Origin of the sequence: Lysinibacillus sp. RC46 (assembly GCF_041262385.1) — a bacterium.
Lineage (GTDB): Bacteria > Bacillota > Bacilli > Bacillales_A > Planococcaceae > Lysinibacillus.
In genome coordinates, this window is sequence record NZ_JBGCCF010000005.1 from 74,420 (window position 1) to 101,384 (window position 26,965).

Here is a 26,965-nt window from a genome sequence, read left to right on the forward strand (position 1 = left end):
AATCGATATTTTGGGGATGGAGGTTATTCATGTTTTGGAAAAGTAAAGAGAAAGAGATAGGTAACGGCCATTTATTACTCGACAGTAATATAAAAATGAATATTCAATATGGCAGTGATATAGAGAAACAAATAAAAATGATTAATTTTTCAATGGCAGAGTTACAAGTAATAAAAAGCTTGCAGCCATTTATTAAAGAAGAAATAGATGACATTGTTGATCGTTTTTACAGGAATCTCAGCTTGGAAGAATCACTACAAATACTAATAAATAAAAATAGTTCAGTAGATGCTTTAAAGAGAACTTTAAAATCACATATTTTAGAAATGTTTTCAGGAATAATTGATGATGAATATTTTTTAAAAAGGGCTAGAATAGCACAAATGCATGTGAAAATTGGTCTACAGACAAAATGGTATTTATGTGCTTTTCAAAATTTGTTTATAACAATTATGGAGATTACCGAAAAGAATCTTTCTGAAAAGGAGCTTTATTCTACTAGTGTAAAGGCACTCTCAAAATTATTTAACTTAGAACAACAAGTCGTTCTTGAAGAATACGATAAAGAGATAAGTAGAATTAAAGAAAAGTTAGACGAACAGGCAGAAAAAACTAAAATTCAAGTGATGAATTCAACTGAAAATTTAGCAGCAATTTCAGAGCAAACTAATGCAGCATTCCAGGAATTACATATTCATTGCACAGAAATGGTAGAAAACGTGAATGCCGGAAAAGAGTTATCTGCGTTAGCAGAGGAGAGAGCGGAACATGGGAAGTTTCAAATAAGTGAACAGGATCGTAATATGAGGAATGTTCATGAGGCAGTTCAAATAATCTCCAATGATATAGAAGACTTGTTAAAGATAACAAAGGAAGTTCAAGGCATTATTGATATTGTAACGAAAATAGCGGATCAAACTAATTTATTATCTTTAAACGCAGCAATTGAAGCTGCAAGGGCAGGTGAACATGGAAGAGGATTTGCAGTTGTAGCAGACGAAGTTAAAAAATTATCAGAAGTAACAAAAAAATCAGTCTCGAATGTAGCTCATTTAATTTTATCTACTGTATCTAAGGTAGAAAAGTTAGCTGCCTCACTTGACTTGATTAATCAATCTGTTCAAGACGGAAAACAAACAATGGAGCAAACTGACATATATTTTGAGCAAATTTTACAATCTATGAAAGAAACACAAGAACATAATGAACATTCACAAGAAAAAATTGATATTTTCGCTAATGTTGTCAATGAGTTAGGTAAAGCATTTGAAGAAGTTGCATTGTCGGCTGACCGGCTTGCTAGTTTTGCTAATGAATTAAACAATTGATGAGGAGTTGTTTAAATGTGTAAAAATATACCAAAGGAATTAACGTATTATTTAAAATTGGGTGATGCTGTTGTAATCGTTGATGAAGATCAATTAATTATCGATGTAAATCAACAATATGAAACGATCACCGGCTATAAAAGAGAATTTCTTATCGGATTACCGGTAGAGTGTTTAAAATCGAGTGTAACACCATTCGTTATGTATAAATCGTTAAATAGTACATTAAAAAAAGGACAACCATGGTCTGGGACAATGGTGAATGTCAACAAATCATTAGAGCTAAGGTACTCATTTATAACGATTACGCCAATTGAAATAAAAGAAATTGTTTATTATGTAGGAGTAATGCGCTTAGCGGAACAATTATTGATAGAAGAAGTGAAGCAGAACCAAATAGACAAAAAGGAGCTATTTAAGTTGTTAGCTCTATCAAGTGAAATGCGCGATGTAAGTATAGCAGAACACCTTTTAAATGTGCAAAAGTTATTAGAGGAATTCTTACTAAGCCTCTTTGAAGATAGAACATATAATTTATCGTTAGAGTATATTAATAAAGTTATAGAATACAGCGTTTTACATGATATTGGAAAAACAAGTATACCAGAATCGATACTGTATAAAACTGGGCCACTAACAGTCTATGAAAAGAAAATTATGAAGATGCATCCTCTTATGGGGGTGGATGTATTGAATAAACTATCTGATGAAATGAACAATAAAGTTTTTAATGACAAAAAAATAGCTGAAAATATTATTAAATATCATCATGAGAATTGGGATGGAACAGGATATCCAATGGGTTTAAAAGGAGAAGAAATTCCTTTTGAGGCGAGAGTCATATCAATAGTAGATGTATACGACGCTTTAATAAGTAATAGAGCTTATAAAAAAGCTTGGACAATAGAAGAAGCTCTTTCTTATTTAAAAGAACATAAGGGTATTAAGTTTGATCCTAATTTAGTAGAAGTGTTTGTCGAAAAAGTTATTCATAAAAATAGTATTGTTCTATAAGCCCAAAACTTTGAGTTATAGGGGAAACTATAATACTTAATTTCCATAATTAATCTATATTGTAAAAAAGATGTCATTATCATAACGTGTGGGATTGATTCCCGGGCGCTAGGGGCGTCCGATGAGCTGCTTGGGGCAACAAATGTTTTCTGTGCGAAAGCGAAGCGGCAGCAACAAATGTTTTCTGTGCGAAAGTGTAGTGCTAACGTAGCGGTAGCAACAGGATGTAGGTCACGAAGGCGTTTATCAGAGGACATGATGGTTTAACCTTCGTTCTCCTCCCCCCCAAGGAGTCGTCCAGTCTTCACTCCAATCAACTTATTTATGGCACGTTTAAACAATTGTTATCCACAACTTTTGGTGATGAGCCAAAATAATAATAAATATAACGGAGGATCATATGAAGTTTTTTAAAAATTCATCATTGGTTGGGAAATTCGGAATATTGAACACTGTTATGTTGATTGCAATTGTCATCATAGGGTTTACTGGAATCTATGGCGTTAAAGAAATGAATGATAATGCAAAGCATATTTATGAAGAAAATTTAACATCTGTCTATTTATTAAGCAATCTTTCAATTAACCAGCAAAAAATAACTAATTTAAAGTTCAAAATTTTTTATAATTCACAAGATAACGACGAGAAAATGGAATATTACGAAAAAATAGCTGCTTTAGAAGAAGAAAATAGTCGCACATTTCAAGATTTAAAAAATACAAAAATGAGTAGCGAGGAAGAAAAGTTAAGTAAGAATTTAGAACAAGTACTTGAAAGTTATAAAGGTACATTAGAATCCATTTTTCAACAAGTTATCTCTGATGCAGATATAGAAGATGCTGATTCATTACTAACACCTCTATTAGAAATAGAGAAGCAAAGAGATGCTCTTATGGAACAAATAGAAAAAATTAATATTAAAAGTGCTGAAATAAAAAGCGAAGAAAATAATACAGCATATTCTAAAACTCTTTATAGAAACATCGTTATTATGGCTATTGTTTTAATATTTAGTGTAAGTTTCTTAATTTATTTAAGCAGATATGTTAAAAAGGCAATCTCCAATATTAAGAATGTTATATCTGCACTTGAAAATGGTGATTTATCACAACATGCCCCGGTGATATTTTCTGATGACCTTGGGAAAATTACTGAAGGGTTGAACAATTCTGTTTCGCATATTCAGGAACTTGTTTCTAGTGTTAGTAGCACATCAGCACAAATGAGTATTTTAAGCGAAGATTTAACTGCAACTATTGAGGAAATTACTGCTTCAATGGATGAAATTGATACAACTACAAAGGATGTTGCTATGGGTAGTACTACACTAGGTGCAACAACCGAGCAATTAAATGCTACTGCAATTGAGGTACTAGATAGTGCGGAAAAATTAAATGAGAAAACAGAATATAGTCTTGGTTTCTCGCAAAAAGTAAAAGAGAGAGCAATTGATATTAAGGAAACAGCTGTTCAAGCATACAGTACAGCTCGTAATCTATATGATGAAAAACAAAGGTTAGTTTTAGAGGCAATTCAAGCCGGAAAAATCGTATCCGAAGTAAAAGTAATGTCTGACACAATAGCAGATATTGCAGATCAAACCAATTTATTAGCATTAAATGCAGCTATTGAGGCTGCGAGAGCAGGGGAGCAGGGTAAAGGTTTTGCTGTTGTAGCTGATGAAGTACGGAAATTAGCTGAACAATCATCTGAGACTGTTCAAAAAATACAAACTGTTACTAGTGAAGTAGAAGAAGCATTTACGAATGTGTCTATTAATGCGCAAGAGCTTTTACACTTTATAGATAATAAAGTAACACCTGATTATGAGCTTTTCCAAAACAGTGGAATTCAATATGAAGAAGATGCTATGTACTTTAATAAATTAATAACTGAAGTGACAACATTTGTTGGAACGATGAAATATTCTATGCTAGAAATACAAAATGCAATTGAAAATGTATCAAATGTCGCAATAGAGTCATCTGATCAGTCGAATGATATAGCAAAGAGTATTTCAGAAACTTTACAAGCAATACAGCATGTAGCAGAGTCATCCGTTGAAACCGCAAATATTGCTGAAAAGATTTCCAAACAATTGAATAAGTTCAAACTATAGGATAACAGTACCCGCGGGTAAAAGACGAAAAACGTAAGTAATATCAAGTCTTCCGCGGGTTAAAAGTGTTAAAGCATGTGAAATAGTCATTGTATCAATGGCAATCCTAATTTCTCAGCAATTAACTCTGTTCAAAACATAGATGAACAAAAATTTTATTCCTTCATATCCTATGTGAGAATGGATTTTACGTTATTGAGGAGGAAAAGAATGCATTGGATAGCCATCATTCTTATTGGGATAGCTGCCAACTTAGATAATTTAGGAATTGGTCTCGCCTATGGTATTAAGCGAGTGAAAATACCCATATTATCCAATGCGGTTATTGCCCTTATTTCAATGATCGTCACTTACGCAGCAGTAACAGCTGGAAGTGTAGTTATTAATTATATCTCTCCAGATTTCGCAAATTTAATAGGAAGTCTTTTACTTTGTGCCATAGGGATATGGACGTTATTATCTAGTCGCTTTTCTAAACAAGGAATATTGGGAAACCCGGAAGTATTTGATGAGGATAAAAATTATATAATTTCAATTCGAGAAGCAATGACGCTCGGCTTTGTCTTATCAGCCAACTGTTTAGCTGGAGGAATAGCGCTTGGAGCCAATGGTATTTCTGCGATCTGGACAGTTATTTCTATCGGTTTTTTTTCGTTCATCACAGTAGGCGCTGGTGTTCATTTTGGAGTCTTACTTACCAAGACTTTTATTGGAAAACACTCAACCGCTATTTCTGGTTGGTTGCTTATACTTATAGGGGTCATTGAAATAATTTCTTAAATTCAGTAGATGTCTAGTTGAGATGAATAAATAGAAAGAGGCTATTCTATATAATAGGAAATATCACATGTTTTTTTCGTGATATTTTCTTTTTTTGAGGCAATTTTGACATGTTGAGGACAAATTTGATTTTGTTATTGACATACACTGGCAATAACGATTATTCTTGGTAACAGAAGTATAATTGAGAATGATTTTCGTTTTCAATAAAATACTTTCAATTATGTTTTCAGAGGAGGCGTACAACACATGAAGAAATTGATGATGCTCGTTATGCTTATAACTTTGCTTGTATTTAACATTGCGCTACCGCAAGCATCGGCTCAACTAGCTGACGGCACTCATTCGATAAAATATCAGGTCAATAAACCAGAGAACAACTCTGTATCCATTGCAAACGATTATTTTATAAAACCAGCAAAGGTCACATTGAAGAATGGGACAGCTACTGTTCAAATTACATTAAAAAATAGTGCATGGATCACAAAGTTCCAACCACCAGGTGGAGCAACTGTAGTAAGTGAAGATAAAGCAGCAGATACACGTACTGTGCAATTTACTGTTAAAGATTTAACGAAACCAGTTGTGACTTCTATGAAAATTGATATTGACGATATTAATTATCATCACGAATACAGCGTTTCACTAGTATTTGATGCAGCATCTGTAGGAAGCACAACCATAACGGAAGCATCTGATTCGAAAACTACTAATGCTCCAGCAAATTCTTCTGAAAGTCATGCGCCAAATCCACAAACAAGTGATGCGACTCCATATTTATTAATTGGAGCATTAGTTGGATCAGCATTTTTACTTTATAGAAAAAAACTACAAACAAAAACGGAGGGTCAATAATGGCTAAAAAACGACAATCACGCGCAACAAAAATAGTACTAGCTTCATTGCTAGTAGCATCACTTTCAGCACCATTATTTGCGTCTGCAAAGGCTGAAGTAACGACTACAAATACTGCAATAAAAGTAGAGGCTGTTAAATCAGAGAATACTAGCACTATTGTTGATTTTCAAATCTTTAAGCCTGGTACAACAGAACCACAACCTGCAATTAGCTCTCATCTTGTAACCCAAGGCACAATCGTTGAGAAGGATGGAAAATTTGAGGCGAAATTAACGGTAGCAGCAAAATCTGCCCCAATGATTGCAGGCTTAGAAACAAAGCAAGGTGATAAGTTTGTAGATGCTACTGAAGTGAAAAATGCAGATGGAACAATTACATACAGTTTCCCAGTAGTAGCTGGTGAAATATTACAAGCAAAAATTCACGTTGTCGTAGCTTCAGCTAATATGGACAAGTGGTATGATTTTGATTTAAAAGCAGTAGAAAATAAGGAAGTAACTACTACAGAGGGAAATGGTAAATCTGAGGAGGTTAAAGAAGAAGTTAAAGTAAATGAAGTAGCTGTCACTGTTTACAAAAACGGTACTTCTGAAGAATCTATGATGAAGCAATATATTAACCCAAAAGTAGACGTATCAGTAGTAGATGGTAAAAACATAGTTACTATGACATTCCCTCAAGGTCAATATGTTAAAGGATTCTCAGTAGAGGGAAAAGAAGCAACTTTAGTAAGTAAAGACGATGCAACAAATATAAGTAAGTATTCATTTGAAGTGGCAGACTTAAAAAAACTTGTGAATGCCCAACTGCATATTGTTGTGAATGAACCGGGCAAAGGCGTGAACTATGACTCGAACCACCAAGTGCAATTTAGTTTTGCTGTGGAAGGCGCAGTGAGACCAGTGGTGAATCCATTTAAAGATATTAGCAATGATGCTAATAAAGAAGCAATCTTAGCATTATACAGTAAGGGAATTGTTAAGGGGCAAGATAATTTTAAACCATATGACAATATTACACGCTCTCAATTTGCGTTAATGATTGCACGTTCATTAAATTTATCTACTACAACAGATGCTGGATTTAAAGATACAGCGAAACTTGACACAGAACGTGTACAAGCAATCAATGCTTTAGCTAATGCTGGAATTGTTGTGAAAGCAGAGAACTTTAATCCAAATGGAACACTTACTCGACAACAAGCTGCAGTGATGATTTATCGTGCAGTAGCACATGTTGCAGGAAAAGAAATGAACTATGGTGATCCAAGCTTATCTTATTATGCAGATGGTGCAACTGTCACAAGTGAAGAAGCTAAAAAAGCTTTTGCGTTTCTATACGCAGGTAAAATCATGACTGGATCTGTAAATGCTGAAGGTAAAACTGTTATTAATGCAAGTAGCCCATTGAAACGCACACAAATGGCAAAAATTTTAAATGGTTCATTACAATACATGAATAAATAGCGCGGTTACAGCAACTTCCTTTCTCGCTTATTTGAGGAAGGAAGTTACTGTTATGTTAACTTCTTTCAGCAAGTGTTTTATGTAATGAAAGTGAAACGGCAGTTACAAGTGTTTTATGTAGCGAAAGCGAAGCGACAGGTACAGTAGTCTCCCACCTCTATGATGGTGAGATGAATGCGGTTTTAAGTCACTTTTTAGCTCTTGTCCATACATCCACTGAACTTATGCCGAGGCATAATTGATAGATATTGGAGGGATTTACACAGTGAATAGAAAAATATTTCGAGGATTCATTTTCAGCACTATCTTACTGATGTTTTTTTCTCCATGTTTTTCGTTTAAGGCAAAAGCTGAAGAATCTGTATTAGTAAATGGGAGCTATCAAGTTGAACTAAGTTTTTCATCTCTAGATGGAGCAAAAGACAATATTTTTAGCGAATTGGCGACAGTTGATGTAAAGAATAGTCAGTATAAATTAAATTTAGCTATAAATAAGCCATTGAGTATAAGAGATATACATATCGAACAGTTGGAAAATGAGCTTTCGTTAAACATTCAGACTGAAAATTTAGTTCAATTTGATGTCAAGGATTTACAACAGCCTATTATCATTAAAGGCGAGATGGCACTTTCATCCTCCGAGGAATATTTCTTTTTTTCACAGGAGATTCAATTACAGTTAACAACCCTTTCAACAATTGTGCCAAAGGATGAGGAAGCTATTCCAGAAAGTGAAACCAAAGAATCTACTTCAGAAGAAACCTATGATAAGGAATGGTCATTGAATTACATATTGTTAGTAGATGGAAAAGACGAACAATCTATTATGAATACATATGTAAATCCTGTTGCAAAAATAAAAGGAAAAAACGGCAAATATTATGCCCATATGACAATTTTAAAATCTATGTGGATAACAGGCTTAACCGTAGATCAACAAGGAAAACAGGTAGAGCCAAAGCTTATTTCACCTGAAGACAATGTCCGAATTGTCGAATTTGAAATTCACAATTTTGAACAGCCAATACGAATGTGGGTGAAGGTAGATATTCCTGAGATTTCTTATCATCATCAATATTTCGTAAATTTAAAATTCGATCAACAGCAGGTAGCAAAGTTTTTAAATACGCCTGCTGTGACAGCACCCGCTAAGCAAGTAACGAGTGAAAAGCCTTCCGTTATTGTTAAAGAAGAAGTGAAAAAGGCACCAGTGGTAGCACAACATGAGACGGTGGTAAAACCAACTCAGCTGACACGGCCAATTCCATCATTTCAGACTACTTTAACTGTGCCAAAGGAGGAACCGTTAGCATTTGATCGTACACTTGACGCGTCTATTGAGGATGCTGTTAAAGATGAAGCCAAGAAATCTGATGTTAAAGAGGAAACTACTGAAAAAGTGGTGAAGAATACTAAAGTCGATCAGCAGCTTGCTCAGCTGAATATCATAAAGATAGTTTTGCTTGTAGTAATCTGTCTTTTGTCGGGCTGGTTGCTCGTTCGTCGTATCAGAAATTCTAAAAAAGATGTGACTGAATAAGTAGGAGATGACTTTATGCAAAAGAATTGGAAATGTTGGTTGCTTATAATGGTGCTTATGTCATTACTTTTGGTAATTGCTGGCTGTAATAATGGAGATAAGCAAGAAGAAACAGAGACATCTACTGAAAAGCAACCAGTTAAAGCAGCTGAAGAGAATGAACATCGTATTATTGTAGGTACAGTTGTTATTGCAGAAATTTTAGATAAGCTTGATTTAGATGCTATAGCAGTACCTGAAACAGAAAAAACATTAGCAAAACGTTTTGATGGTCTCCCTACTATCGGTAATGCAATGGAGCCGGATATGGAGATTGTTAAATCATTAAATCCAACAGATGTGTTATCGGTGTCAACGTTAGAATATGACTTACAGGATAAATTTGAGCAGTTAAAAATTCCAGTTAATTTTTTAAACTTTCAAAGTGTAGATGCTATGCTTTCCGAAATTAGAACTCTCGGTGAACGTTATGATCGCGAAGCACAAGCCGAGGAGTTAGTGAATGGCCTGCAAAAAAATATTGATGCTGTACAAACAGTTGCTGGTAACAAAAAGGGACCTCGTGTACTAATTTTACTTGGCATTCCAGGTAGTTATTTAGTTGCAACTGAAAACTCCTATGCAGGTGATCTTGTGAAACGGGCAGGCGGTATTAATGTAATGGAAGGGCAGGATGCTGAATACTTGGCTTCAAATACTGAGTATCTGCACAACAGCAACCCTGATATAATTTTACGTTTATCACACGGTATGCCAGATGAAGTTGTAAAAATGTTTGACGAGGAATTTAAAACGAATGATATTTGGAAACATTTTGACGCAGTAAAAAACGGTAAAGTGTATGATTTAGAGGAAGAGTTGTTTGGTACTACAGCGTCCTTAAAAGTGCCACAGGCTTTAGGACAGCTAATGGAAATCTTTTATCGTGAATAGTCATTAGAAAATGTCGCTCATATCGCAAGCATAGTCTTGCTATAGAGCGATCTTCTATTTAGTAGGGGATCACTTTGGGAGTGAATTGTACAAATAACATGACGGAATTTGAAAAGAAAAAGGAAATCTAATATGACAAAAAAAATTATAAGCTTTTCAATTGTAATTGTATTATTACTAGTTTCAACAGTTTATGCAGCAACAACAGGTAGCATTAAAATGGGGTTCTTTGAATTTATTGGTGCATTATTTGATAAAGAAAATAGTCAAATGGATGCTATCCGCGATTTGAGATTTCCAAGGATCATTGTTGCGCTATTTGCTGGTGCAGCACTTTCTGTTTCAGGGGTCCTGTTACAATCTGTGATGCGTAACCCGTTAGCGGATGCAGGTGTTATTGGTATATCTTCAGGAGCGGCATTTGTACAGCTCTTAATTATTTCTTTCTTTCCAACATTATTTTTTATGACACCTGTATTAGCATTTATAGGTGGAGCATTTGCCTGCGCACTCGTCTTTGCGTTGTCATGGAAGTCAGGCTTAAGTCCATTGAAGCTTATTTTAGTCGGAATTGCTATTAATGCAATATTCACTGGGTTAACAGAGGCTTTCATTAGTTTAGGTGGCTCATTGAATACTTCAGCTGCCAGCGTTGTAGGTTCAAACTTAACGATGCGTACATGGAAGGATGTATCAACAATCGTTACTTATGGTACTGTCGGATTAATAGCTGCCTTTGCGTTATATAGCTGGTGTAATCTCCTAGTATTACAAGATAAAACAGCGAAAAGCCTAGGCTTTCATGTAGCTCGTGCTCGTCTATTAATAGCTGCTGTTGCGGTATTATTATCGGCTGTTTCTGTTGTCGTAGCAGGGGTTATCTCGTTCGTTGGTCTGTTAGTGCCACATATTTCTCGTCGTTTAGTTGGGCACGATCATAAGGTACTCATACCTTTTACAGCTTTAGCTGGAGCATTATTAATATTAGTGGCAGATACGATTGGTCGCACAATTGCTACACCGATTGAAATACCAGCTTCAACCATTATGGCGATTATCGGTGGACCATTCTTAATATTCCTATTACGAAAAGAGTGAGGAGACATGGAAATACAAGATATTATCGTATCGCATGATAATACTCGAAATCATTTAGATGGAGTATCGACAATAATTCAAAAGGGCAAAATCACAACGATTATTGGTCCAAACGGCTGTGGAAAATCAACATTATTAAGTGTTATGTCCCGTAACAATAGGCCGATTTCGGGGAATGTATCATTAGAAAACAAGGATTTGGTACACTACAAGCCAAAAGAGTTTGCAAAAAAACTAGCAATTGTCTACCAACAAAATGATGTACCAAAGGATTTAACAATAGAAAAATTGGTGAGCTTAGGACGTTTACCGCATCATACAATGCTAAAAAGAAATGAAGAGGAAGATGCCAAAGCTATTGAATGGGCACTTGCTTGTACGAATTTACTAGAAAAACGAGATACCGATTTAGAAGCTTTATCAGGTGGGGAACGTCAGCGAGTGTGGATTGCTATGGCTTTAGCCCAACAATCAGAAATTTTATGTTTGGATGAGCCGACAACATATTTGGATATTTATTATCAAATTGAGTTATTGGAGCTTGTAAAATCATTAAATGAGGAGCATGGCTTAACAATCGTTATGGTGCTTCACGATATAAATCAGGCGATTCGCTATAGCGATCAGATCATTTTGATGAAAACAGGACAAATAATAGCTGAGGGAGCACCACGCGACGTCATTACTAGGGAAGTTATTAAAGAAGTCTATGGAGTAGAAGCAGTTTTCAATGAGGATGAGCTGCTTGGATTTTACATGGTCCCCCTTGGAATATAAATAGGTGATATGATGAAAAAATGGACATCTAAGTTTTTAACATTTATATATTTAGCTATATTCTTATACTCAGGATTTTCATTAGCCAAATACTTATACACGTACTATGAGACTTCAAAATCACTGGAAGAAGTACAAATAATTTATCAATCAACATTGGCTACTCTAGAAGATGAAGCTGTGGAAACCTCATCAACGCCTTTTACGATCCGTCCACAATTCAAAGATTTACTAACTGTCAATAACAATATTGTTGGATGGATTTCTACAGACGGGACAAAGCTCAATAATCCAATCCTGCAAGCTGAAAATAATGATTTTTATTTGAATCATAATTTTAAAGATCGAGAAAGCCGTGCAGGCAGTGTATTTATGGATTATCGTAATAATGTGCAGGATATAAACCGAAATACTATTTTGTACGGCCATGCCATGAAGAATAGTACGATGTTTGGGAGTCTTAAAAATTACTTAAATCAGCAATACGCAGATGAGCATCCTATCATTTATTTAGACACACTGTATGAAGGCTATGACGTTGAAGTCTTTGCTGCTTATGAAACTACAATTGATTTTTATTACATTGAAACAGAATTTAAGGGCAATGATGCTTTCCTAAAATTTTTGGACGAAATCCAAGCACGCTCTGCAATCGAAATGAATGTAGAGATTGGACCAGAAGATAAAATTCTTACACTATCCACTTGTAAGGATTCTGTCATGAGTAACGACCATCGTTTTGTCGTCCAAGGTAAATTAGTGAAACGTTAATAAGATAGGCAGTATCCTATTTCATTGGAGAGCTTCTTTTTATATAGCCAAAAGTAGTTAGTGTATTTCTGTAGTCGAGAGAAATCAGTCGGGTAGCCTATAGAACTGCTAAAGTAGAACTCGCTACCTGTGAAGAAAACGCTTGGTATTATTGATTTTAAAAAAACTTATTAAAAATTACTTGACGCAATAAACTTATTAATATATAGTAAGTTACATAAAGTAATCAATTACTTTTCGTAACTGTTATTAACTAAGATGTACGTAAGAAGTAACTACGAATGTTTAACCCTTTAAATTTTAGGGGACATAATTAATGTAGTTACTTCATATTTTATAATATATCTCGAATTCGAGATAAAAACAACCTAATTGGAGGAATTTAAAATGACAAAATGGAACATTGATTTAGGACACTCAGCAATTAATTTTCAAGTAAAACACATGATGGTATCAAAAGTAAAAGGTGTATTCGATACTTATTCAGCAGATATTGAAGCGGCAGATCTTGCAGATTTAACAACAGCAAACATTAGCTTTACAATCGATCCAGCTAGCATTAATACACGTAGTGAAGATCGTGATAATCACTTAAAAGCAGCAGATTTCTTCGATGCTGAAAAATATCCGACAATTACATTCAAGTCTACAAACATTGCAAAAAAATCAGATGATGAATATGCGGTTACAGGTGATTTAACAATTAAAGACGTAACGAAATCAGTAACATTTGATACTGAATTTAATGGTAAGGGTACAAATCCATGGGGCCAAGAAGTTTATGGCTTTGAATCTACAACATCAATCAATCGTGAAGATTTTGGCTTAACTTGGAACGCTGCATTGGAAACTGGCGGTGTTCTAGTTGGGAAAGATATTAAAATTACAGTTGAATTGGAAGTAAACCCAGCTTAATTTTGTAAATGTGCTCGTTTTCATATCGAGCACATTTTTTTTAGTTAAAAAGTTGTTAAAAAATACCACCTCACATAAGTTGCTTGCATAATTTTAGTAATTACTGCATATAAAACATCATATTGTTTTTGGGGGCGATGGGATGAATGTATTAGTGACAGGTGGTTATGGTTTTATTGGTAGTGCAGTGGCGAGGCGTTTTTTTAAAGAGGGTGCAAATGTTTATATTATTGATAATTTAAGTACAGGTCATTTACGCAATGTCGACTTTGAGCATAAATCTTATCTATTGAATGTGGAAGATGAAGTTTGTGAGCATCTCTTTAAAGAAACATCATTTGATGTGGTCATCCATTGTGCAGCGCAAACGAGTGTTCAAAAATCGATGCAGGAGCCAGTGAAGGATGTTTTAACGAATATTGTAGGGCTTAGTCAGATGCTCTTCTTATCGTCAAAATATAAGGTAAAGCATTTCGTTTTTGCCTCGTCAGCAGCTGTTTACGGAGATAGTCACTATCCACCATTAGAAGAAACAGATGTTAGTGAGCCGATTTCGATGTATGGATTAAACAAAAGTATAGGTGAGACATACTGTGAAAAATGGAAAAAAGATTATCGTTTACCAACATTAATTTATAGATTTGCTAATGTATTCGGTCCAAGGCAATGTATGCAGGGGGAAGCGGCGGTTATTCCTAGCATGCTAAAAAGTAGTATTGAAGGAAAGCCCTTTACGATTTATGGAGATGGAGAGCAAACACGAGATTTCATATATGTAGATGACATTGCAGATGCTATTTACGCTGGTGTACAGGCTAGATTACAGGGCATTTATAACGTATCAACGAATGAGGCATGGTCGATTCATCAAGTTATTTTATTATTACAGCATTTAAATCATCCTTTAGAAATTCAATATGCTCCTGCGAGAGAGGGAGATATTGAGCATTCATTTTTAAATAACGCTAAGTTGGCGAAGGCGATAGGATGGAGACCAAAAACTACTTTTGCGGAAGGCATAGAGCGTACATTGCAAGCATTTCAAAATGAAAAGATAGTGGGAATATAATTAAATTGTAAAAGTATGTCCGTGTTGTCAAAATGTAAGTTTATCATTTAGCGACACAGATGAGATCCTGGAGAAGCGTAACGAAGGGAAATCAACCCCAAGTTATAGTGATGAATTCATTATACCTTGAAGATTTATCGGAACAAAATCTCATTTTATTGGAACAATTTTAGCTTTTATCAATATGGGCAAAATATGTAGATGGCTATTTGACGATTTACCCTACTGTAAAGGGAAAATCGTCTTTTTATATTTTCGATTACGTATCATTCATCAGCAAATGCTCCGCATTATTGGTATTACGCGGAGTAATAGGTGTTTTTTTACGCCTATAGTATAATTAAAGGAATGTTGCGGAATTGAACGGAGGCTTACAAATGCTGGTAGATTTCAGAGTGAAAAATTGTTTAAGTTATAAGGATGAAACACTATTTTCAATGGTGGCGGGAAGCCGTATTCGAAAATTAAAGGATACACATACGATGAAATTCGACTCATTTCACCTTGTAAAAAGTGCCTTTATTTTCGGACCAAATGGAAGTGGAAAATCAAACTTATTCACTGCTATTAAAATTTTACGTTCTTTATTGTTTAACTTTGAAAATCTAAATAATGTTAAACAACTACGCTTGCCCTACCAGCCGTTTAAGTTAGGAGGTCAGCAGGAACAACCGACAGAATTTATGATTTCGTTATTACTAGATGGGGTACTGTACGATTATGAGGTACAGTATAATGCGTCACAGGTTCTTTATGAAAGTCTAACTAAAACGACAAAGTCTATGAAAGAGCAGCTTTTTAATAGACAATGGGATGGAACAGAATATTTGTATGAAACTGCCCACAGCACATCGCTAGAATTGACAAAATATACGCGTAATAATACAGCTTTCTTATCGGTATTAAATGTCTTTAATGATCCAGATGCTAGGAAAATATTTGATTGGTTTTTACATAAAATAATGTTTTTAGATGAAGCAAATCGGTTATCAAGTCATCCACTTATTCGTAAACTTGAAGAGGAGCACTTTAAGAAAGAAGTTATAAAGTTACTAAAGATTGCAGACTTTTCTATTCAAGATGTGACGGCAAGACGCGTTGAACGAAGAGAGAAAAATACTATTGGCTATGACTTTGACACTCCAGAGGTTATTCAAGAGGTGGATATCGATTTGCACTATTTATCGTTCGATGAAGCAGGCGCGCCAATCGGAACAGAAACGATCAATTGGACCATGGATTCAAAGGGGACAGTCCGTATGCTGCATTTAGCATGTGTCATGGTCGATGCATACAATAAAGGGAAGACGATCTTTATAGATGAATTTGACACAGCATTTCATGTGTCCATCTGCGAATTTTTAATGGCCATTATGAACAGCAAGCGTAATGTTACGAATCAATTTGTTGTCACAAGTCATGAAATTGATTTATTAGATCAGCCACTACGTTCCGATCAAATTTGGTTTGTGAATAAAAGCTTTAAAAATGAATCCGAGTTATACTCCTTATTTGATTTTGCAGATTTACAGAAGAAACGTGGGGATATTTCCTATGCCAAGCGTTACTTAAAAGGAGAATTTGGAGCTACACCGGTTATTAATGAATATTTATCAGATCAATATTTAACTTATTTCAGCGGGAATCCAAACACCCGCTGAAATAAAGGAACTTAGTCTAAGACGCCACGTCCTGTGATAATTTATCTGCAAAAACATCTGCCGGCCTAAGTACAAAGCCGATTCCGGAGGCAATTATGCTGAGGCAAAATTGATAGGAAATGGAGGTATCTGAACAGTGAGAGTGCGTCAACAAGGAAATCGAACACTGCGTAAAACCGTTTTAATTTATTGTGAAGGTGAAACCGAACGTATTTATTTTGAGCAAATGCGTATTTTAAAGCGCTCAAAAATGGTAAGTGTCAAAATAAAAAACGTCAAGCGTTCAGCAATTAAGCTAGCCCAGCATGCCTATCGAGATTCAAGCTATCAATATTTTGACGAGGTATGGATTGTTTTTGATAAGGATGATTTAACCGAAAAGCAATTAGAGGAAGTGAATGACTTTTGCGAGGAAAATAATATTCATATCGCCTATTCAAATGAAGCGTTCGAATTATGGCTACTGTTGCATTTTGAAGAAGTCGATATTTCCGAAAAGTATCCTCGAGCTGTATTAAATGACAAGATGGAGCAGCATCTTGGGGTAATACGTTATTTTCGTCATAAAGCGGATGAGTCAGTCATTGCACCTATCGCACTTCGACATGAGGTCGCTATTAAAAATTGCACAGATATGATGGCACTTCGCAAGTCGGAAAGTCGTGATAATCCTTATTGCAACATACATGAAATGATAAAATACATATTTTAACTTCTTTCGGCAAAAAAGTCGTTCTTAGAGGATGTTAGCCTAAAATCATCGCATCCATCCGATAACGGCTAACTGACCTGCATCGGTGCTGCTGTCGCTGCGTTAGCACTACGCTTTCGCGCAAAAAATATCTGCAGGCCTAAGTACAAAGCCGATTCCGGACGCATTTTTATCTGCGCGACAGCGGCAAGATGTTTTCTGTAGCGAAAGCGAAGCGTCAGCTACAAAGGCCGAGGCAGAATTGATTGCCAAACAGCAGGTTTTCCGTCACTTAATGGAGAACCTGCTGTTTTTATATCTCAAAAGATGGGGATAACAATTATTAAAAGTATGACATATATTAAGTTGATTGGAGTGGAACTTTTTCTATACGACGATTACAACTAAATTTATTTTATTCTCCACTCAAAAATGAAGATAAATAAATTTTTTGTATTTGGGAATAATATCTGAAGCCATGACAATTGAACAGTACATATGACACGCCCTTAAACCTATAAATGATTGAAAAGTGTATGTTGTATTCGTAATTTTTCCAGACGGTCTACCTTGCCTTTTCTTTCTAAACAGATTACAATGAAATTAAGTTAATATACTAGGTTTGAGCGATTGAGAGACCATTAAAAACATATGTACAGTTGTACATGTGCTTTTAATGGTCTCTTTTTTCGCTTTAAATAAGGAGGAAATTCATTATGAGCACAGCTTCAGCAATACAACGTCAACAAACGATTGAAGAATTACAAAGTAAAGAATACGATTTATTGGTGATTGGTGGTGGGATTACAGGTTGTGGTATCGCACTTGATGCAATTGCTCGTGGACTATCTGTAGCGTTAGTTGAAATGCAAGACTTCGCCGCTGGTACTTCAAGTCGTTCGACAAAATTAGTGCACGGTGGACTTCGCTATTTAAAACAATTTGAAATAAAAGAGGTTGCAGATTTAGGAAAAGAGCGTGCGATCGTTTATGAAAATGGACCGCATGTAACAACTCCTGTTTGGATGCTACTGCCATTTCATAAAGGAGGCACATTTGGTAAATTCTCAACGAATATAGGCTTACGTGTCTATGATTTTTTAGCAGGGGTTAAACGTTCTGAACGTCGATATATGTTAAATGCTACAAAAACAATGGAAAAAGAACCTTTGGTCAAAGGTGAGGACTTACGCGGCGGTGGTGTATATGTAGAATATCGTACAGATGATGCACGTCTGACAGTCGAAGTTGCCAAAGCTGCCATCGAAAAAGGCGCTACACTCATTAATTATACAAAGGCAGAAAACTTTTTATACAATGACCAAAAGAAAATTAATGGTATTGTAGCACAAGATTTGATTGCCCATAATACGTTTAATATTCGTGCAAAAAAAGTTGTGAATGCTGCAGGCCCATGGGTAGATGAGGTTCGTAATATTGAAGGGGAACAAAATGGCAAGCACTTAATTTTATCAAAAGGTGTGCACATCGTTTTTGATGAATCTAAATTCCCATTACGTCAAGCAGTCTATTTTGATACCCCTGATGGCCGTATGGTGTTTGCGATTCCTCGAAATGGGAAAACATATGTTGGAACGACAGATACATTTTACGAAGGCGATGCCAAGGAAATGAATATCCAACAAGAAGATCGTGATTATATAATGAAGGCAATTCATTACATGTTTCCAAAAGTTAACGTCACTGATGCAGATATCGAATCAAGCTGGGCAGGCGTTCGTCCATTAATTCATGAGGAAGGTAAAAATCCATCTGAAATTTCTCGTAAGGATGAAGTGTGGGAATCTGCTTCGGGACTTGTGACAATCGCTGGCGGTAAATTAACAGGTTATCGTAAAATGGCTGAAACGGTTTTAAATATGATTGCGCAAGATTTAGAACAACGATTTGGCATTGCATCAAAACCATGTTATACAAAGAATATTCATATTTCTGGTGGAGATGTTGGGGGCTCCCAAAACTTACAAGCCTTCGTGTCAAAACGAACAAAAATGGGTGTTGATATCGGATTATCAGAAGAGGAAGCAAAACATTTAGCACATCATTATGGTTCTAATGTGGATACTGTTTTTGAATATGCTAAAGAAGAACATCCTGTTTTACCACAAGGGCTATATGCTCAGCTACAGTACGGTATTCATCATGAAATGGTTGTTCATCCAAACGACTTTATGATTCGTCGTACAGCGTATATGTTCTTTAATATCGCCCTTGTAATACAATATAAAGAAGCGATATTAGATGAAATGGCAAAACAATTACAATGGTCTACTGAACAACGTACGCAATATGAAAAAGATTTAAATTTAGAAATAACAAGAGCTACAACTGCATTATAATAAAAAGGAAGGTCGTCTTAATGGCGGCCTGACTTTTTGAATAAAGGGGAAATCAAATGAATTTCAATGATCAACAAATTATTCCCGCAGCACGAACAGTAAAGCAATTTGATGAAATATTAAATAGTCGATTCGAATACATTGTTCTATTAGAAGTGCATATTAGTTTGCTCATGTCCATAAAACGAGAAGCAGATCGTAACGGTAAAAAATTAATTATTCATGCAGATTTAATTCATGGCTTAAAAACGGATAACTTTGCAGCAGATTTTTTATGTAATGATATCCGTCCAGCAGGTATAATTTCCACTCGATCTAATATGTTAATAAAAGCAAAATCTCGTGGGATTATTGCCATTCAGCGCGTCTTTTTAATTGATACGATTGCACTTGAAAAAAGCTTTTCAATGATTGAGTCAGCAAAGCCTGATTATATTGAATTATTACCAGGCATCATTCCTTCAATGATTTCAGAAGTACACCAGCGAACAAAAATTCCAGTTATTACAGGTGGACTAGTTCGCACTGTTGAAAGCATAGAGGAAGCGTTATCGGCTGGAGCAATAGCGATTACAACATCAAATAAGAATTTGTGGGAAAATTTCCAAAAATATCGTTGACTATGTATATTATTTTCTCTACAATGTACATAAGTTAAAAAGCGCGTGGTTAGGAAAAGGAACCCACATTTATTCATCTGCATTACAACATGCAGTTTGTTTAAGTGTGGGTTTATTTTTTTACTAAGTGCAATATTACAAAGGGGGGCTTTTTGTATGTCAACATTTACAGCTGAACTTGTCGGCACGATGATTCTTATTTTATTCGGTGGTGGCGTTGTTGCAGGTGTATCACTGCACAAATCGAAAGGTTTTGGCGGTGGATGGGTAGTGATTACATTCGCTTGGGGTCTAGGTGTGGCGATGGCTGCATATGCTGTTGGTGGTATTAGTGGGGCTCATTTAAATCCTGCTTTAACGATCGCGCTTGCTACAATCGGTAATTTCCCGTGGGAAGACGTACCTACTTACATTGCTGCACAATTGATTGGTGCATTTTTAGGTGGGGTACTCGTTTATTTTATGTATTTACCACATTGGAAAGGTACGAAAGATCCGGAAGCGAAACTGGCTGTATTTTCTACGATGCCTGCTATTAAACATCCATTATCAAATTTAATCTCAGAAATGATTGGTACATTTATACTTGTTTTAGGTATTCTAGCATTAGGAACAAATACAATTACGGATGGTTTAAATCCATTTCTAGTTGGTATGCTAATTGTAGTCATTGGGATGGCATTAGGGGGTCCTACTGGTTATGCAATTAACCCTGCACGTGACCTAGGTCCACGTATTGCTCACTTCTTCTTACCAATCCCAGGTAAACGTGACTCAGGGTGGTCATATGCATGGATTCCAGTTGTAGGTCCAATTATTGGTGGTACATTTGGTGCCCTATTTTTCCAACAAATTTTTGAAGGGGAAAATAGTATCGCATTTTGGGTATTTGCTATTATCGTAGTTATTATTTTTATCAGTGCTCAAATGACAGTGAACAATGTTAAAAGTGAAGAGTAAATCAATTATGCCTCGGCATAATTGTAGCTGTCGCATCGCTTTCACACAGAAACAATGAGTCTGGAATCGGCTTTGTGCTTGCACAAAGAAGACGCTGAAAGAAATTAAAAAATTATTGGAGGTATGACCGATGTCAGAAAAAAAATATATTTTAGCTTTGGACCAAGGTACAACAAGCTCACGTGCTATTTTGTTTGATGAAAAAGGGAGCATTCTCCACGTTGCACAACAAGAATTCCCGCAATATTTCCCACAATCAGGATGGGTTGAACATCATGCAGAAGAAATTTGGTCTTCTATTCTTTCTTGTATCGCTACAGTGCTTTCTGCAAAAAATATTGAATCACATCAAATTGCTGGGATCGGTATTACAAACCAACGCGAAACTACTGTTGTTTGGGATAAACATTCGGGGAAACCAATTTATAATGCGATTGTCTGGCAATCACGTCAAACGAACGCTATTTGTGAGGAATTGAAAGAAAACGGTTACAATAATTTATTCCGTGATAAAACAGGTTTATTAATCGATGCATACTTCTCAGGTACAAAAGTAAAATGGATTTTAGACAATGTTGAAGGTGCTCGTGAAAAAGCAGAAGCAGGCGATTTATTATTCGGTACGATTGATACGTGGTTAATATGGAAGTTAACAGGTGGTAAAGTCCATGTAACAGATTATTCAAATGCTTCTCGTACGTTAATGTACAATATTTATGATTTAAAATGGGATGAAGAAATATTAGACATTTTAGGCGTTCCAGCTTCTATGCTTCCTGAGGTTCGTCCTTCTTCAGAAGTGTATGGATATACGGAGGAAGCGCTGTTCTTTGGTTCTGCTGTTCCAATTGCAGGGGCTGCGGGTGATCAACAAGCTGCTCTATTCGGTCAGGCTTGCTTTGAAGAAGGTATGGTTAAAAACACTTACGGTACGGGCTGCTTTATGTTGATGAATACTGGTGAAAAGGCAGTAAAATCAGAGAATGGTTTATTAACTACGCTTGCATGGGGTTTAAATGGTAAGGTTACTTACGCTTTAGAAGGAAGTATTTTCGTAGCTGGTTCTGCTATTCAATGGTTACGCGACGGCTTACGAATGTTCCGTTCTGCTTCAGAATCTGAGCAATATGCTGCGCGTGTAGAGTCGGCTGACGGCGTTTATGTAGTTCCTGCATTCGTTGGTCTAGGTACACCTTATTGGGATTCAGATGTACGAGGTGCAGTCTTCGGTTTAACGCGCGGTACTTCTAAAGAACATTTTGTACGTGCAACATTAGAATCGTTAGCGTATCAAACAAAAGACGTACTTGGTGCAATGGAAGCGGATGCCAATATTCCACTAACGAAATTACGTGTAGATGGTGGTGCAGTTGCAAACAATTTCTTAATGCAATTCCAATCAGATTTATTAAACGTTCCTGTTGATCGTCCGGTCATTAACGAAACAACAGCTTTAGGTGCTGCGTATTTAGCGGGCTTAGCAGTTGGCTTCTGGAAATCACCAGATGAAATTAGTGAGTATTGGAATTTAGATCGCCAATTCACACCTAATATGGATGACTCACATCGTGAAGAAATCTATGCAGGCTGGAAAAAAGCTGTAGCAGCTGCTCAAGCATTTAAATAATAGTAGTAACTAGTGAAGATAGCTAAATAGTGATGAAAAAAACCTTGATAGGCAAATTTGAAGCGGATCCGGTTGTTAGACAAAAATCTAACTGGGGTCACTTCAGTTGCCAATCAAGGTTTTGTTTTAGATAAACGATTTAGAGTTGCATTATGAAATGAATTTGGTTAGAGCCAGTTGTTCGCGATTTAACGATTACGGTAATTTTTTAGACTTATTATACCCAATGTCAGAAATGAAATCTCAGAAATATCCCACTTCCAAAAGGTCCAATTTGAGATTTGAAAAAAGTCTGATACATTGCATAGATACATATAAGCAATATCGATGATCCTGACATAATTAAAAACCAAGGTTTCTTCATATCTCACCACTCAAACTTCGTTTTGGATAAATTAAATCTTTAAATTAGGCCGTTTTCTAAAAGAGTGTTGCTATTCAACTAACGGTGCAGTTTAGTTCAATAAGCAGTAATGGATTCTGTATATTTTAAATGGTAAAATTAATTAAAATTGGAACTGATGTTCATTTCGTTCGTCCTTATAGTAATTGTAGAAATTAAGGAGGCGGTAAACAATGCTCAGAAAAAAAGGGATATTATCAACATTATTTTCAGTAGTAGGACTTATTTGTGTAGCGTGTTTTTATTACTTTCAACTTAATACTGCTTGGCTATTCTTCGTTGGGGCTATTATGTTCGTCATAGGAATAATATTTAGTGTTCAGAGCTTTAAAAAAAGAGAAAAAGGATTTTGGAAGTATTCCCCTATGATTGTTTTTGGGATTTATGTCATTGGCGTTTCATTGTCAATCGTACTACTTGTGTTTATGGGCGAAACTTGAACTACTCACACTTATAGAAGTGGGAGTTTTCTGTCGGAAAATGATAAAAGGTTATATTATTTTTTTAATTTTCCTCTTAAACTAATGGGGTGCTTTAGTGAAAAGTATAGAAAAGATTAGAAAGTTTTCTATTTTTGAGAGAAAGGCAAGCAATGGGATTACCATGGTAATCCCCGAAAACGCTGTTTTTGGCTTGGTAGGAGATTCCTACGACCTTTACAAATATTTAGCTTTTATTTTCCAAAATAAGCAGCTATATTTGTTGTCGCTTCGCTCGAGTTTTAAATTAAAAAACAGGAAAGAATTGTTACCAAACGGCGCTTTGGGAACTAATGTTATACTTAAAAGTGTTTCGTGATTTTAAAGTTGTTTAATTCATAAAGTCATTTGAAATTACAATGTATTAAGTTGTTCCGCAAACGGGTCATTTAACGGAGTAAGGATTATTTTACTCATGATCGAGATTGGAGAGGGCAGGTGGTTTAATTGTTTAAGGCAGCAGTATACTTGGTACACGGATTGATATTCATATTAGTAACTCTTATTGGTTTAGGCCCAGCATTTAGCGTTGCTGCACCAGACCCAGATCAAACTTATGGGGTTTGGGTTTCAATGATTGTGATTTTTAATATTCTTGTGTTGGTATCTGCTTTTGTACAGTTAAGGATAAAAAAAGTTTGGGTGTTTTTAATATCCACAATAGGCTTGATTGTTCTTTTTATTCTGACTTTACAATACATATACCCTAACGTTTTGGATTTGTTTTAGAATGAATAAGGTAACAAATGTTTAATTAACGGGCCGCGATTGTTGAATATGTTTAACTTTTCTTTTTCAACTAATGGAGGATTTAGTGCAACCAGGATTTATAACGTATACATAACTAAACCTAATAACGTTTCCAAATGGAAGTTTGGGCACACATTAAAAAGTCATGAATGTTGTTAAATCAACGTTTTGGGCTTTTTGTATGAACATTAATTATGCAGCATTTTATGGAAAGGTATATAAACATAGCTACAATAAGACTTTTCAAAAATTTGCAGAAAATTCTACAGATATGCTATATGAATAAAAACGTGCATATATAGACAATATATAACGCTGTAAATCATTATTTTTTAATCGGTACTTCAATTTAAACTAACAAGAACTTTAGTTGAAGAAGCGTCGCTGTTCTTATTGAACTAACGGAGAAGGTTAGTTCAATAATGGGAGTTTTGTTTTTTTTTTTTTTTTTGAAAAAAATGGAAATTCTATTACTTTTAAGCGTAATAAGGTAAAGGAATAGATTAGTTCAATTAAAATTTAGGAGGGGATGAAAATGAGTATCTTTAAAAAAAGGATTTAAAAGGCATTTTATGGCTTTTCGTTATCGCTTTATTTGGAGTGTCTTTTATAACGCATACCTATAGTTATTTCAATACTAAAGAAATAAATTTACTCATCACTGGCTGTTATGAAAATGGTGGAGAAGTCATATTAGAAATTCGTAATAATCTCACAAGTAATTATTCTTTTGAGTGTAAGCCGAAATAGATTTAATTGTAAATATTCATAGTAACGGAGGAACTTAATTTAATTGAGTTCCTCCATTTCTTATTAAACTAACGGGTGCAAGAGTTAAACAAGATGTTGCTGCGGTAGCATCTTTTTTCTTATTGAGCTGACGGGGCAGGGTAGTTGAATAAGAAATCTGTTGACAATAATTACAATTTTAGATAAAGTATTGAAAAATTCTAAATATATCAAGCGTTGATGAGAAGTAATTAAGAGTTGATTATTTACAGAGAGCTCCTATTTTCTGAAAAGGAGTAATAGTGATAAATCTTAATAAAAAAGACTCTGAGTATCTTACCAATCTAATGAAAAATCAGGGATTGTGAGACGGGTTCAAAGATAGGATATGAACGTACCTGAAGAGGTTGATATGTTGACATATCAACAAACTGAGGTGGTACCACGAAGTTATAACTCTCGTCCTCAAGACGAATGTCTTGGGAGGGATAGTTTTTATATAATTTTTTAGTAATCAAAAATTTAAAAGGGGAAAATGAAATGCATAATCCTTTACTATTAGATATCCCAACACAATTAACAACGGAAAGATTAATTCTTCGTGCTCCAAATCATTCTGGAGATGGAAATATTGTTAACCAAGCAATTAGAGATTCCTTCACTGAATTAAAAGCGTGGATGCCCTTTGCTCAAGAAATTCCTAGTATTGAAGAAACAGAGATTAACCTAAGAAATGCTCATATCAACTTTTTAAAAAGAGAAAGCTTTCGTTTTCTTATCTTTCATAAAAATACTGATGAATTTATTGGAGCAGCGAGCTTTCAGGGGATTGATTGGAATATTCCCAAATGTGAAATTGGATACTGGATTAATTCAACTTTTAGTGGCAATGGGTATATGACAGAAGCTATAAATGAGTTAATTAATTTCGGATTAAATCAAATCATATTTAGAAGAATTGAAATTAGGTGTGAATCAACAAATTATAAGAGTCGTTCCATCCCTGAAAAACTCGGATTTAAGTTAGAAGGAATACTAAGGAATGAGGATTTGTCAGCAGATGGATGTCGATTAACAGACACTTGCATTTATTCAATAATAAAATAACTTTGTGAATAAGTTCACTTAAACTATCGGGGGCATTACTTTAATTAGGAGTAGCCTTTTTCTTATTGTACTAACGGGGTAGGATAGTCGAAGAAGGAATTATCAATTCTTAGGAGAACTAATATATTTATTGGGAAAATTAGTAAGATTGTTTTTCGATTGTGCTAACGGAGCAAGTTAGTGAAAGAAGGACTTAGAATATTGTTGCGATATGGTCGCAAAGCAATGGGGGGAGTAGTATGTTTATAGTTAGAACAGCTATTTTATGGATTATTATATCAACTATCATTAATGCATATTTAATGACATTACCCATACCTGTTTTACGAAAAAGAGATTATCCGACTAACTTTCTAATTAAACGAAATAATAGGATAGATATACAAAACAAAAGGGAATGTGCAGCATTTTCAACATCATATGTGTTGCGTCATTTTGGAATGGAGGCCGATGGTGAAGAGTTATATACTAATTTCCCTAGTAAAATGAGATCAGGCAATGTATATCCAAAGGGAATCCGTACGGTGTTAAGAAAAAAGGGATTTAAAACAAGCTATTATAAAGGAAATGTAAATACATTAAAGTCCGAAGTTAGTAAAGGAACTCCCGTAATTGTTTTTATTAAAGTACATAAGAATCGTAATAATTTGCATTTTGTCCCTGTCGTAGGGTATGACAAAGAGCATGTCTACCTTTCAGAATCATTAAGGCAACTGGTGAATTGTAATGATGATAACAATGGCTATAATCGAAAAGTTCCTATTGATGAATTTAAGAAATTGTGGAATGTAAAAAATATTAATATGCTTCTTTATAGCAATACTTACATAACCGTAGACGCCATACAGAGCTAATATAGAGAATAAGAAAAGACTTATTATTATAAAGTGAAATGATTTCATATTTTTCT

General features: G+C 35.1%; 24 protein-coding genes. All 24 read left to right on the forward strand.

The window, feature by feature from the left end; genetic code table 11:
* The first annotated feature begins 29 nt into the window (after positions 1–29).
* The 24 genes from ABH966_RS06290 (at position 30) to ABH966_RS06405 (ending at position 26,909) form a co-directional block, all read left to right on the forward strand.
* On the forward strand, positions 30–1,328 hold the full coding sequence (locus ABH966_RS06290) for a protoglobin domain-containing protein (RefSeq protein WP_370076800.1): 1,299 nt from the start codon (positions 30–32) through the stop codon (positions 1,326–1,328).
* A gap of 15 nt (positions 1,329–1,343) precedes the next feature.
* Positions 1,344–2,342: an HD domain-containing phosphohydrolase gene (locus ABH966_RS06295; RefSeq protein ID WP_370076802.1), complete on the forward strand. Its 999-nt coding sequence runs from the start codon at positions 1,344–1,346 to the stop codon at positions 2,340–2,342.
* 400 nt (positions 2,343–2,742) lie between these two features.
* Complete coding sequence (locus ABH966_RS06300) at positions 2,743–4,461, forward strand: methyl-accepting chemotaxis protein (RefSeq protein ID WP_370076804.1); 1,719 nt, start codon at positions 2,743–2,745, stop codon at positions 4,459–4,461.
* Between the two features lie 210 nt (positions 4,462–4,671).
* A complete protein-coding gene (locus ABH966_RS06305; RefSeq protein ID WP_370076806.1) occupies positions 4,672–5,241 on the forward strand; it encodes a manganese efflux pump in 570 nt (189 codons plus the stop codon).
* 249 nt (positions 5,242–5,490) lie between these two features.
* Positions 5,491–6,096, forward strand: coding sequence for a heme uptake protein IsdC (isdC, locus tag ABH966_RS06310; protein WP_370076808.1), 606 nt, complete (start codon positions 5,491–5,493; stop codon positions 6,094–6,096).
* Positions 6,096–7,565, forward strand: a complete 1,470-nt coding sequence (locus ABH966_RS06315; protein ID WP_370076810.1) for an NEAT domain-containing protein — start codon at positions 6,096–6,098, stop codon at positions 7,563–7,565. The genes isdC and ABH966_RS06315 overlap by 1 nt, the downstream gene beginning before the upstream one ends.
* A gap of 265 nt (positions 7,566–7,830) precedes the next feature.
* Entirely contained in the window at positions 7,831–9,105 is a 1,275-nt protein-coding gene (locus ABH966_RS06320; RefSeq protein WP_370076812.1) for an NEAT domain-containing protein, read from the forward strand.
* Positions 9,106–9,120: 15 nt separating this feature from the next.
* Positions 9,121–10,038 carry a heme ABC transporter substrate-binding protein IsdE gene (gene isdE, locus ABH966_RS06325; protein WP_370076814.1) on the forward strand — a complete coding sequence of 306 codons (918 nt, stop codon included), beginning with the start codon at positions 9,121–9,123 and terminating at the stop codon, positions 10,036–10,038.
* A 132-nt stretch (positions 10,039–10,170) separates the two neighbouring features.
* Positions 10,171–11,136 (forward strand): FecCD family ABC transporter permease, encoded by a 966-nt coding sequence (locus ABH966_RS06330; protein ID WP_370076816.1) that lies wholly within the window; start codon positions 10,171–10,173, stop codon positions 11,134–11,136.
* Between the two features lie 6 nt (positions 11,137–11,142).
* On the forward strand, positions 11,143–11,913 hold the full coding sequence (locus tag ABH966_RS06335) for an ABC transporter ATP-binding protein (RefSeq protein ID WP_370076818.1): 771 nt from the start codon (positions 11,143–11,145) through the stop codon (positions 11,911–11,913).
* Positions 11,914–11,922: 9 nt separating this feature from the next.
* The gene (gene srtB, locus ABH966_RS06340; RefSeq protein WP_370076820.1) at positions 11,923–12,684 is read left to right on the forward strand and encodes a class B sortase; all 762 of its coding nucleotides are present in this window, start codon (positions 11,923–11,925) and stop codon (positions 12,682–12,684) included.
* A gap of 387 nt (positions 12,685–13,071) precedes the next feature.
* Entirely contained in the window at positions 13,072–13,599 is a 528-nt protein-coding gene (locus tag ABH966_RS06345; protein ID WP_370076822.1) for a YceI family protein, read from the forward strand.
* Between the two features lie 142 nt (positions 13,600–13,741).
* Positions 13,742–14,668, forward strand: coding sequence for an NAD-dependent epimerase/dehydratase family protein (locus ABH966_RS06350; RefSeq protein WP_370076824.1), 927 nt, complete (start codon positions 13,742–13,744; stop codon positions 14,666–14,668).
* Between the two features lie 377 nt (positions 14,669–15,045).
* A complete protein-coding gene (locus tag ABH966_RS06355) occupies positions 15,046–16,329 on the forward strand; it encodes an AAA family ATPase (protein ID WP_370076826.1) in 1,284 nt (427 codons plus the stop codon).
* 136 nt (positions 16,330–16,465) lie between these two features.
* Positions 16,466–17,041 (forward strand): RloB family protein, encoded by a 576-nt coding sequence (locus ABH966_RS06360; RefSeq protein WP_370076828.1) that lies wholly within the window; start codon positions 16,466–16,468, stop codon positions 17,039–17,041.
* A 695-nt stretch (positions 17,042–17,736) separates the two neighbouring features.
* Positions 17,737–19,380, forward strand: coding sequence for a glycerol-3-phosphate dehydrogenase/oxidase (locus ABH966_RS06365; protein ID WP_370076830.1), 1,644 nt, complete (start codon positions 17,737–17,739; stop codon positions 19,378–19,380).
* Positions 19,381–19,436: 56 nt separating this feature from the next.
* Positions 19,437–20,000 carry a glycerol-3-phosphate responsive antiterminator gene (locus tag ABH966_RS06370; protein ID WP_370076832.1) on the forward strand — a complete coding sequence of 188 codons (564 nt, stop codon included), beginning with the start codon at positions 19,437–19,439 and terminating at the stop codon, positions 19,998–20,000.
* A 156-nt stretch (positions 20,001–20,156) separates the two neighbouring features.
* The gene (locus ABH966_RS06375) at positions 20,157–20,960 is read left to right on the forward strand and encodes an MIP/aquaporin family protein (RefSeq protein WP_370076834.1); all 804 of its coding nucleotides are present in this window, start codon (positions 20,157–20,159) and stop codon (positions 20,958–20,960) included.
* A 130-nt stretch (positions 20,961–21,090) separates the two neighbouring features.
* Positions 21,091–22,587, forward strand: coding sequence for a glycerol kinase GlpK (gene glpK, locus ABH966_RS06380; RefSeq protein ID WP_370076836.1), 1,497 nt, complete (start codon positions 21,091–21,093; stop codon positions 22,585–22,587).
* A 576-nt stretch (positions 22,588–23,163) separates the two neighbouring features.
* A complete protein-coding gene (locus ABH966_RS06385) occupies positions 23,164–23,430 on the forward strand; it encodes a hypothetical protein (RefSeq protein WP_370076838.1) in 267 nt (88 codons plus the stop codon).
* 97 nt (positions 23,431–23,527) lie between these two features.
* A complete protein-coding gene (locus tag ABH966_RS06390; protein WP_370076839.1) occupies positions 23,528–23,788 on the forward strand; it encodes a hypothetical protein in 261 nt (86 codons plus the stop codon).
* 128 nt (positions 23,789–23,916) lie between these two features.
* Positions 23,917–24,198: a hypothetical protein gene (locus ABH966_RS06395; RefSeq protein WP_370076841.1), complete on the forward strand. Its 282-nt coding sequence runs from the start codon at positions 23,917–23,919 to the stop codon at positions 24,196–24,198.
* A 1,290-nt stretch (positions 24,199–25,488) separates the two neighbouring features.
* Positions 25,489–26,055 carry a GNAT family N-acetyltransferase gene (locus ABH966_RS06400; RefSeq protein WP_370076843.1) on the forward strand — a complete coding sequence of 189 codons (567 nt, stop codon included), beginning with the start codon at positions 25,489–25,491 and terminating at the stop codon, positions 26,053–26,055.
* Between the two features lie 239 nt (positions 26,056–26,294).
* Positions 26,295–26,909, forward strand: coding sequence for a cysteine peptidase family C39 domain-containing protein (locus ABH966_RS06405; protein ID WP_370076845.1), 615 nt, complete (start codon positions 26,295–26,297; stop codon positions 26,907–26,909).
* Positions 26,910–26,965 lie beyond the last annotated feature (56 nt).

Coding starts and splice junctions, on each gene's coding strand:
- ABH966_RS06290 (WP_370076800.1), top strand. CDS start 30: ATGTTTTGGAAAAGTAAAGAGAAAGAGATAGGTAACGGCCATTTATTA.
- ABH966_RS06295 (WP_370076802.1), top strand. CDS start 1,344: ATGTGTAAAAATATACCAAAGGAATTAACGTATTATTTAAAATTGGGT.
- ABH966_RS06300 (WP_370076804.1), top strand. CDS start 2,743: ATGAAGTTTTTTAAAAATTCATCATTGGTTGGGAAATTCGGAATATTG.
- ABH966_RS06305 (WP_370076806.1), top strand. CDS start 4,672: ATGCATTGGATAGCCATCATTCTTATTGGGATAGCTGCCAACTTAGAT.
- isdC (WP_370076808.1), top strand. CDS start 5,491: ATGAAGAAATTGATGATGCTCGTTATGCTTATAACTTTGCTTGTATTT.
- ABH966_RS06315 (WP_370076810.1), top strand. CDS start 6,096: ATGGCTAAAAAACGACAATCACGCGCAACAAAAATAGTACTAGCTTCA.
- isdE (WP_370076814.1), top strand. CDS start 9,121: ATGCAAAAGAATTGGAAATGTTGGTTGCTTATAATGGTGCTTATGTCA.
- ABH966_RS06330 (WP_370076816.1), top strand. CDS start 10,171: ATGACAAAAAAAATTATAAGCTTTTCAATTGTAATTGTATTATTACTA.
- ABH966_RS06335 (WP_370076818.1), top strand. CDS start 11,143: ATGGAAATACAAGATATTATCGTATCGCATGATAATACTCGAAATCAT.
- srtB (WP_370076820.1), top strand. CDS start 11,923: ATGATGAAAAAATGGACATCTAAGTTTTTAACATTTATATATTTAGCT.
- ABH966_RS06345 (WP_370076822.1), top strand. CDS start 13,072: ATGACAAAATGGAACATTGATTTAGGACACTCAGCAATTAATTTTCAA.
- ABH966_RS06350 (WP_370076824.1), top strand. CDS start 13,742: ATGAATGTATTAGTGACAGGTGGTTATGGTTTTATTGGTAGTGCAGTG.
- ABH966_RS06355 (WP_370076826.1), top strand. CDS start 15,046: ATGCTGGTAGATTTCAGAGTGAAAAATTGTTTAAGTTATAAGGATGAA.
- ABH966_RS06365 (WP_370076830.1), top strand. CDS start 17,737: ATGAGCACAGCTTCAGCAATACAACGTCAACAAACGATTGAAGAATTA.
- ABH966_RS06370 (WP_370076832.1), top strand. CDS start 19,437: ATGAATTTCAATGATCAACAAATTATTCCCGCAGCACGAACAGTAAAG.
- ABH966_RS06375 (WP_370076834.1), top strand. CDS start 20,157: ATGTCAACATTTACAGCTGAACTTGTCGGCACGATGATTCTTATTTTA.
- glpK (WP_370076836.1), top strand. CDS start 21,091: ATGTCAGAAAAAAAATATATTTTAGCTTTGGACCAAGGTACAACAAGC.
- ABH966_RS06385 (WP_370076838.1), top strand. CDS start 23,164: ATGCTCAGAAAAAAAGGGATATTATCAACATTATTTTCAGTAGTAGGA.
- ABH966_RS06400 (WP_370076843.1), top strand. CDS start 25,489: ATGCATAATCCTTTACTATTAGATATCCCAACACAATTAACAACGGAA.
- ABH966_RS06405 (WP_370076845.1), top strand. CDS start 26,295: ATGTTTATAGTTAGAACAGCTATTTTATGGATTATTATATCAACTATC.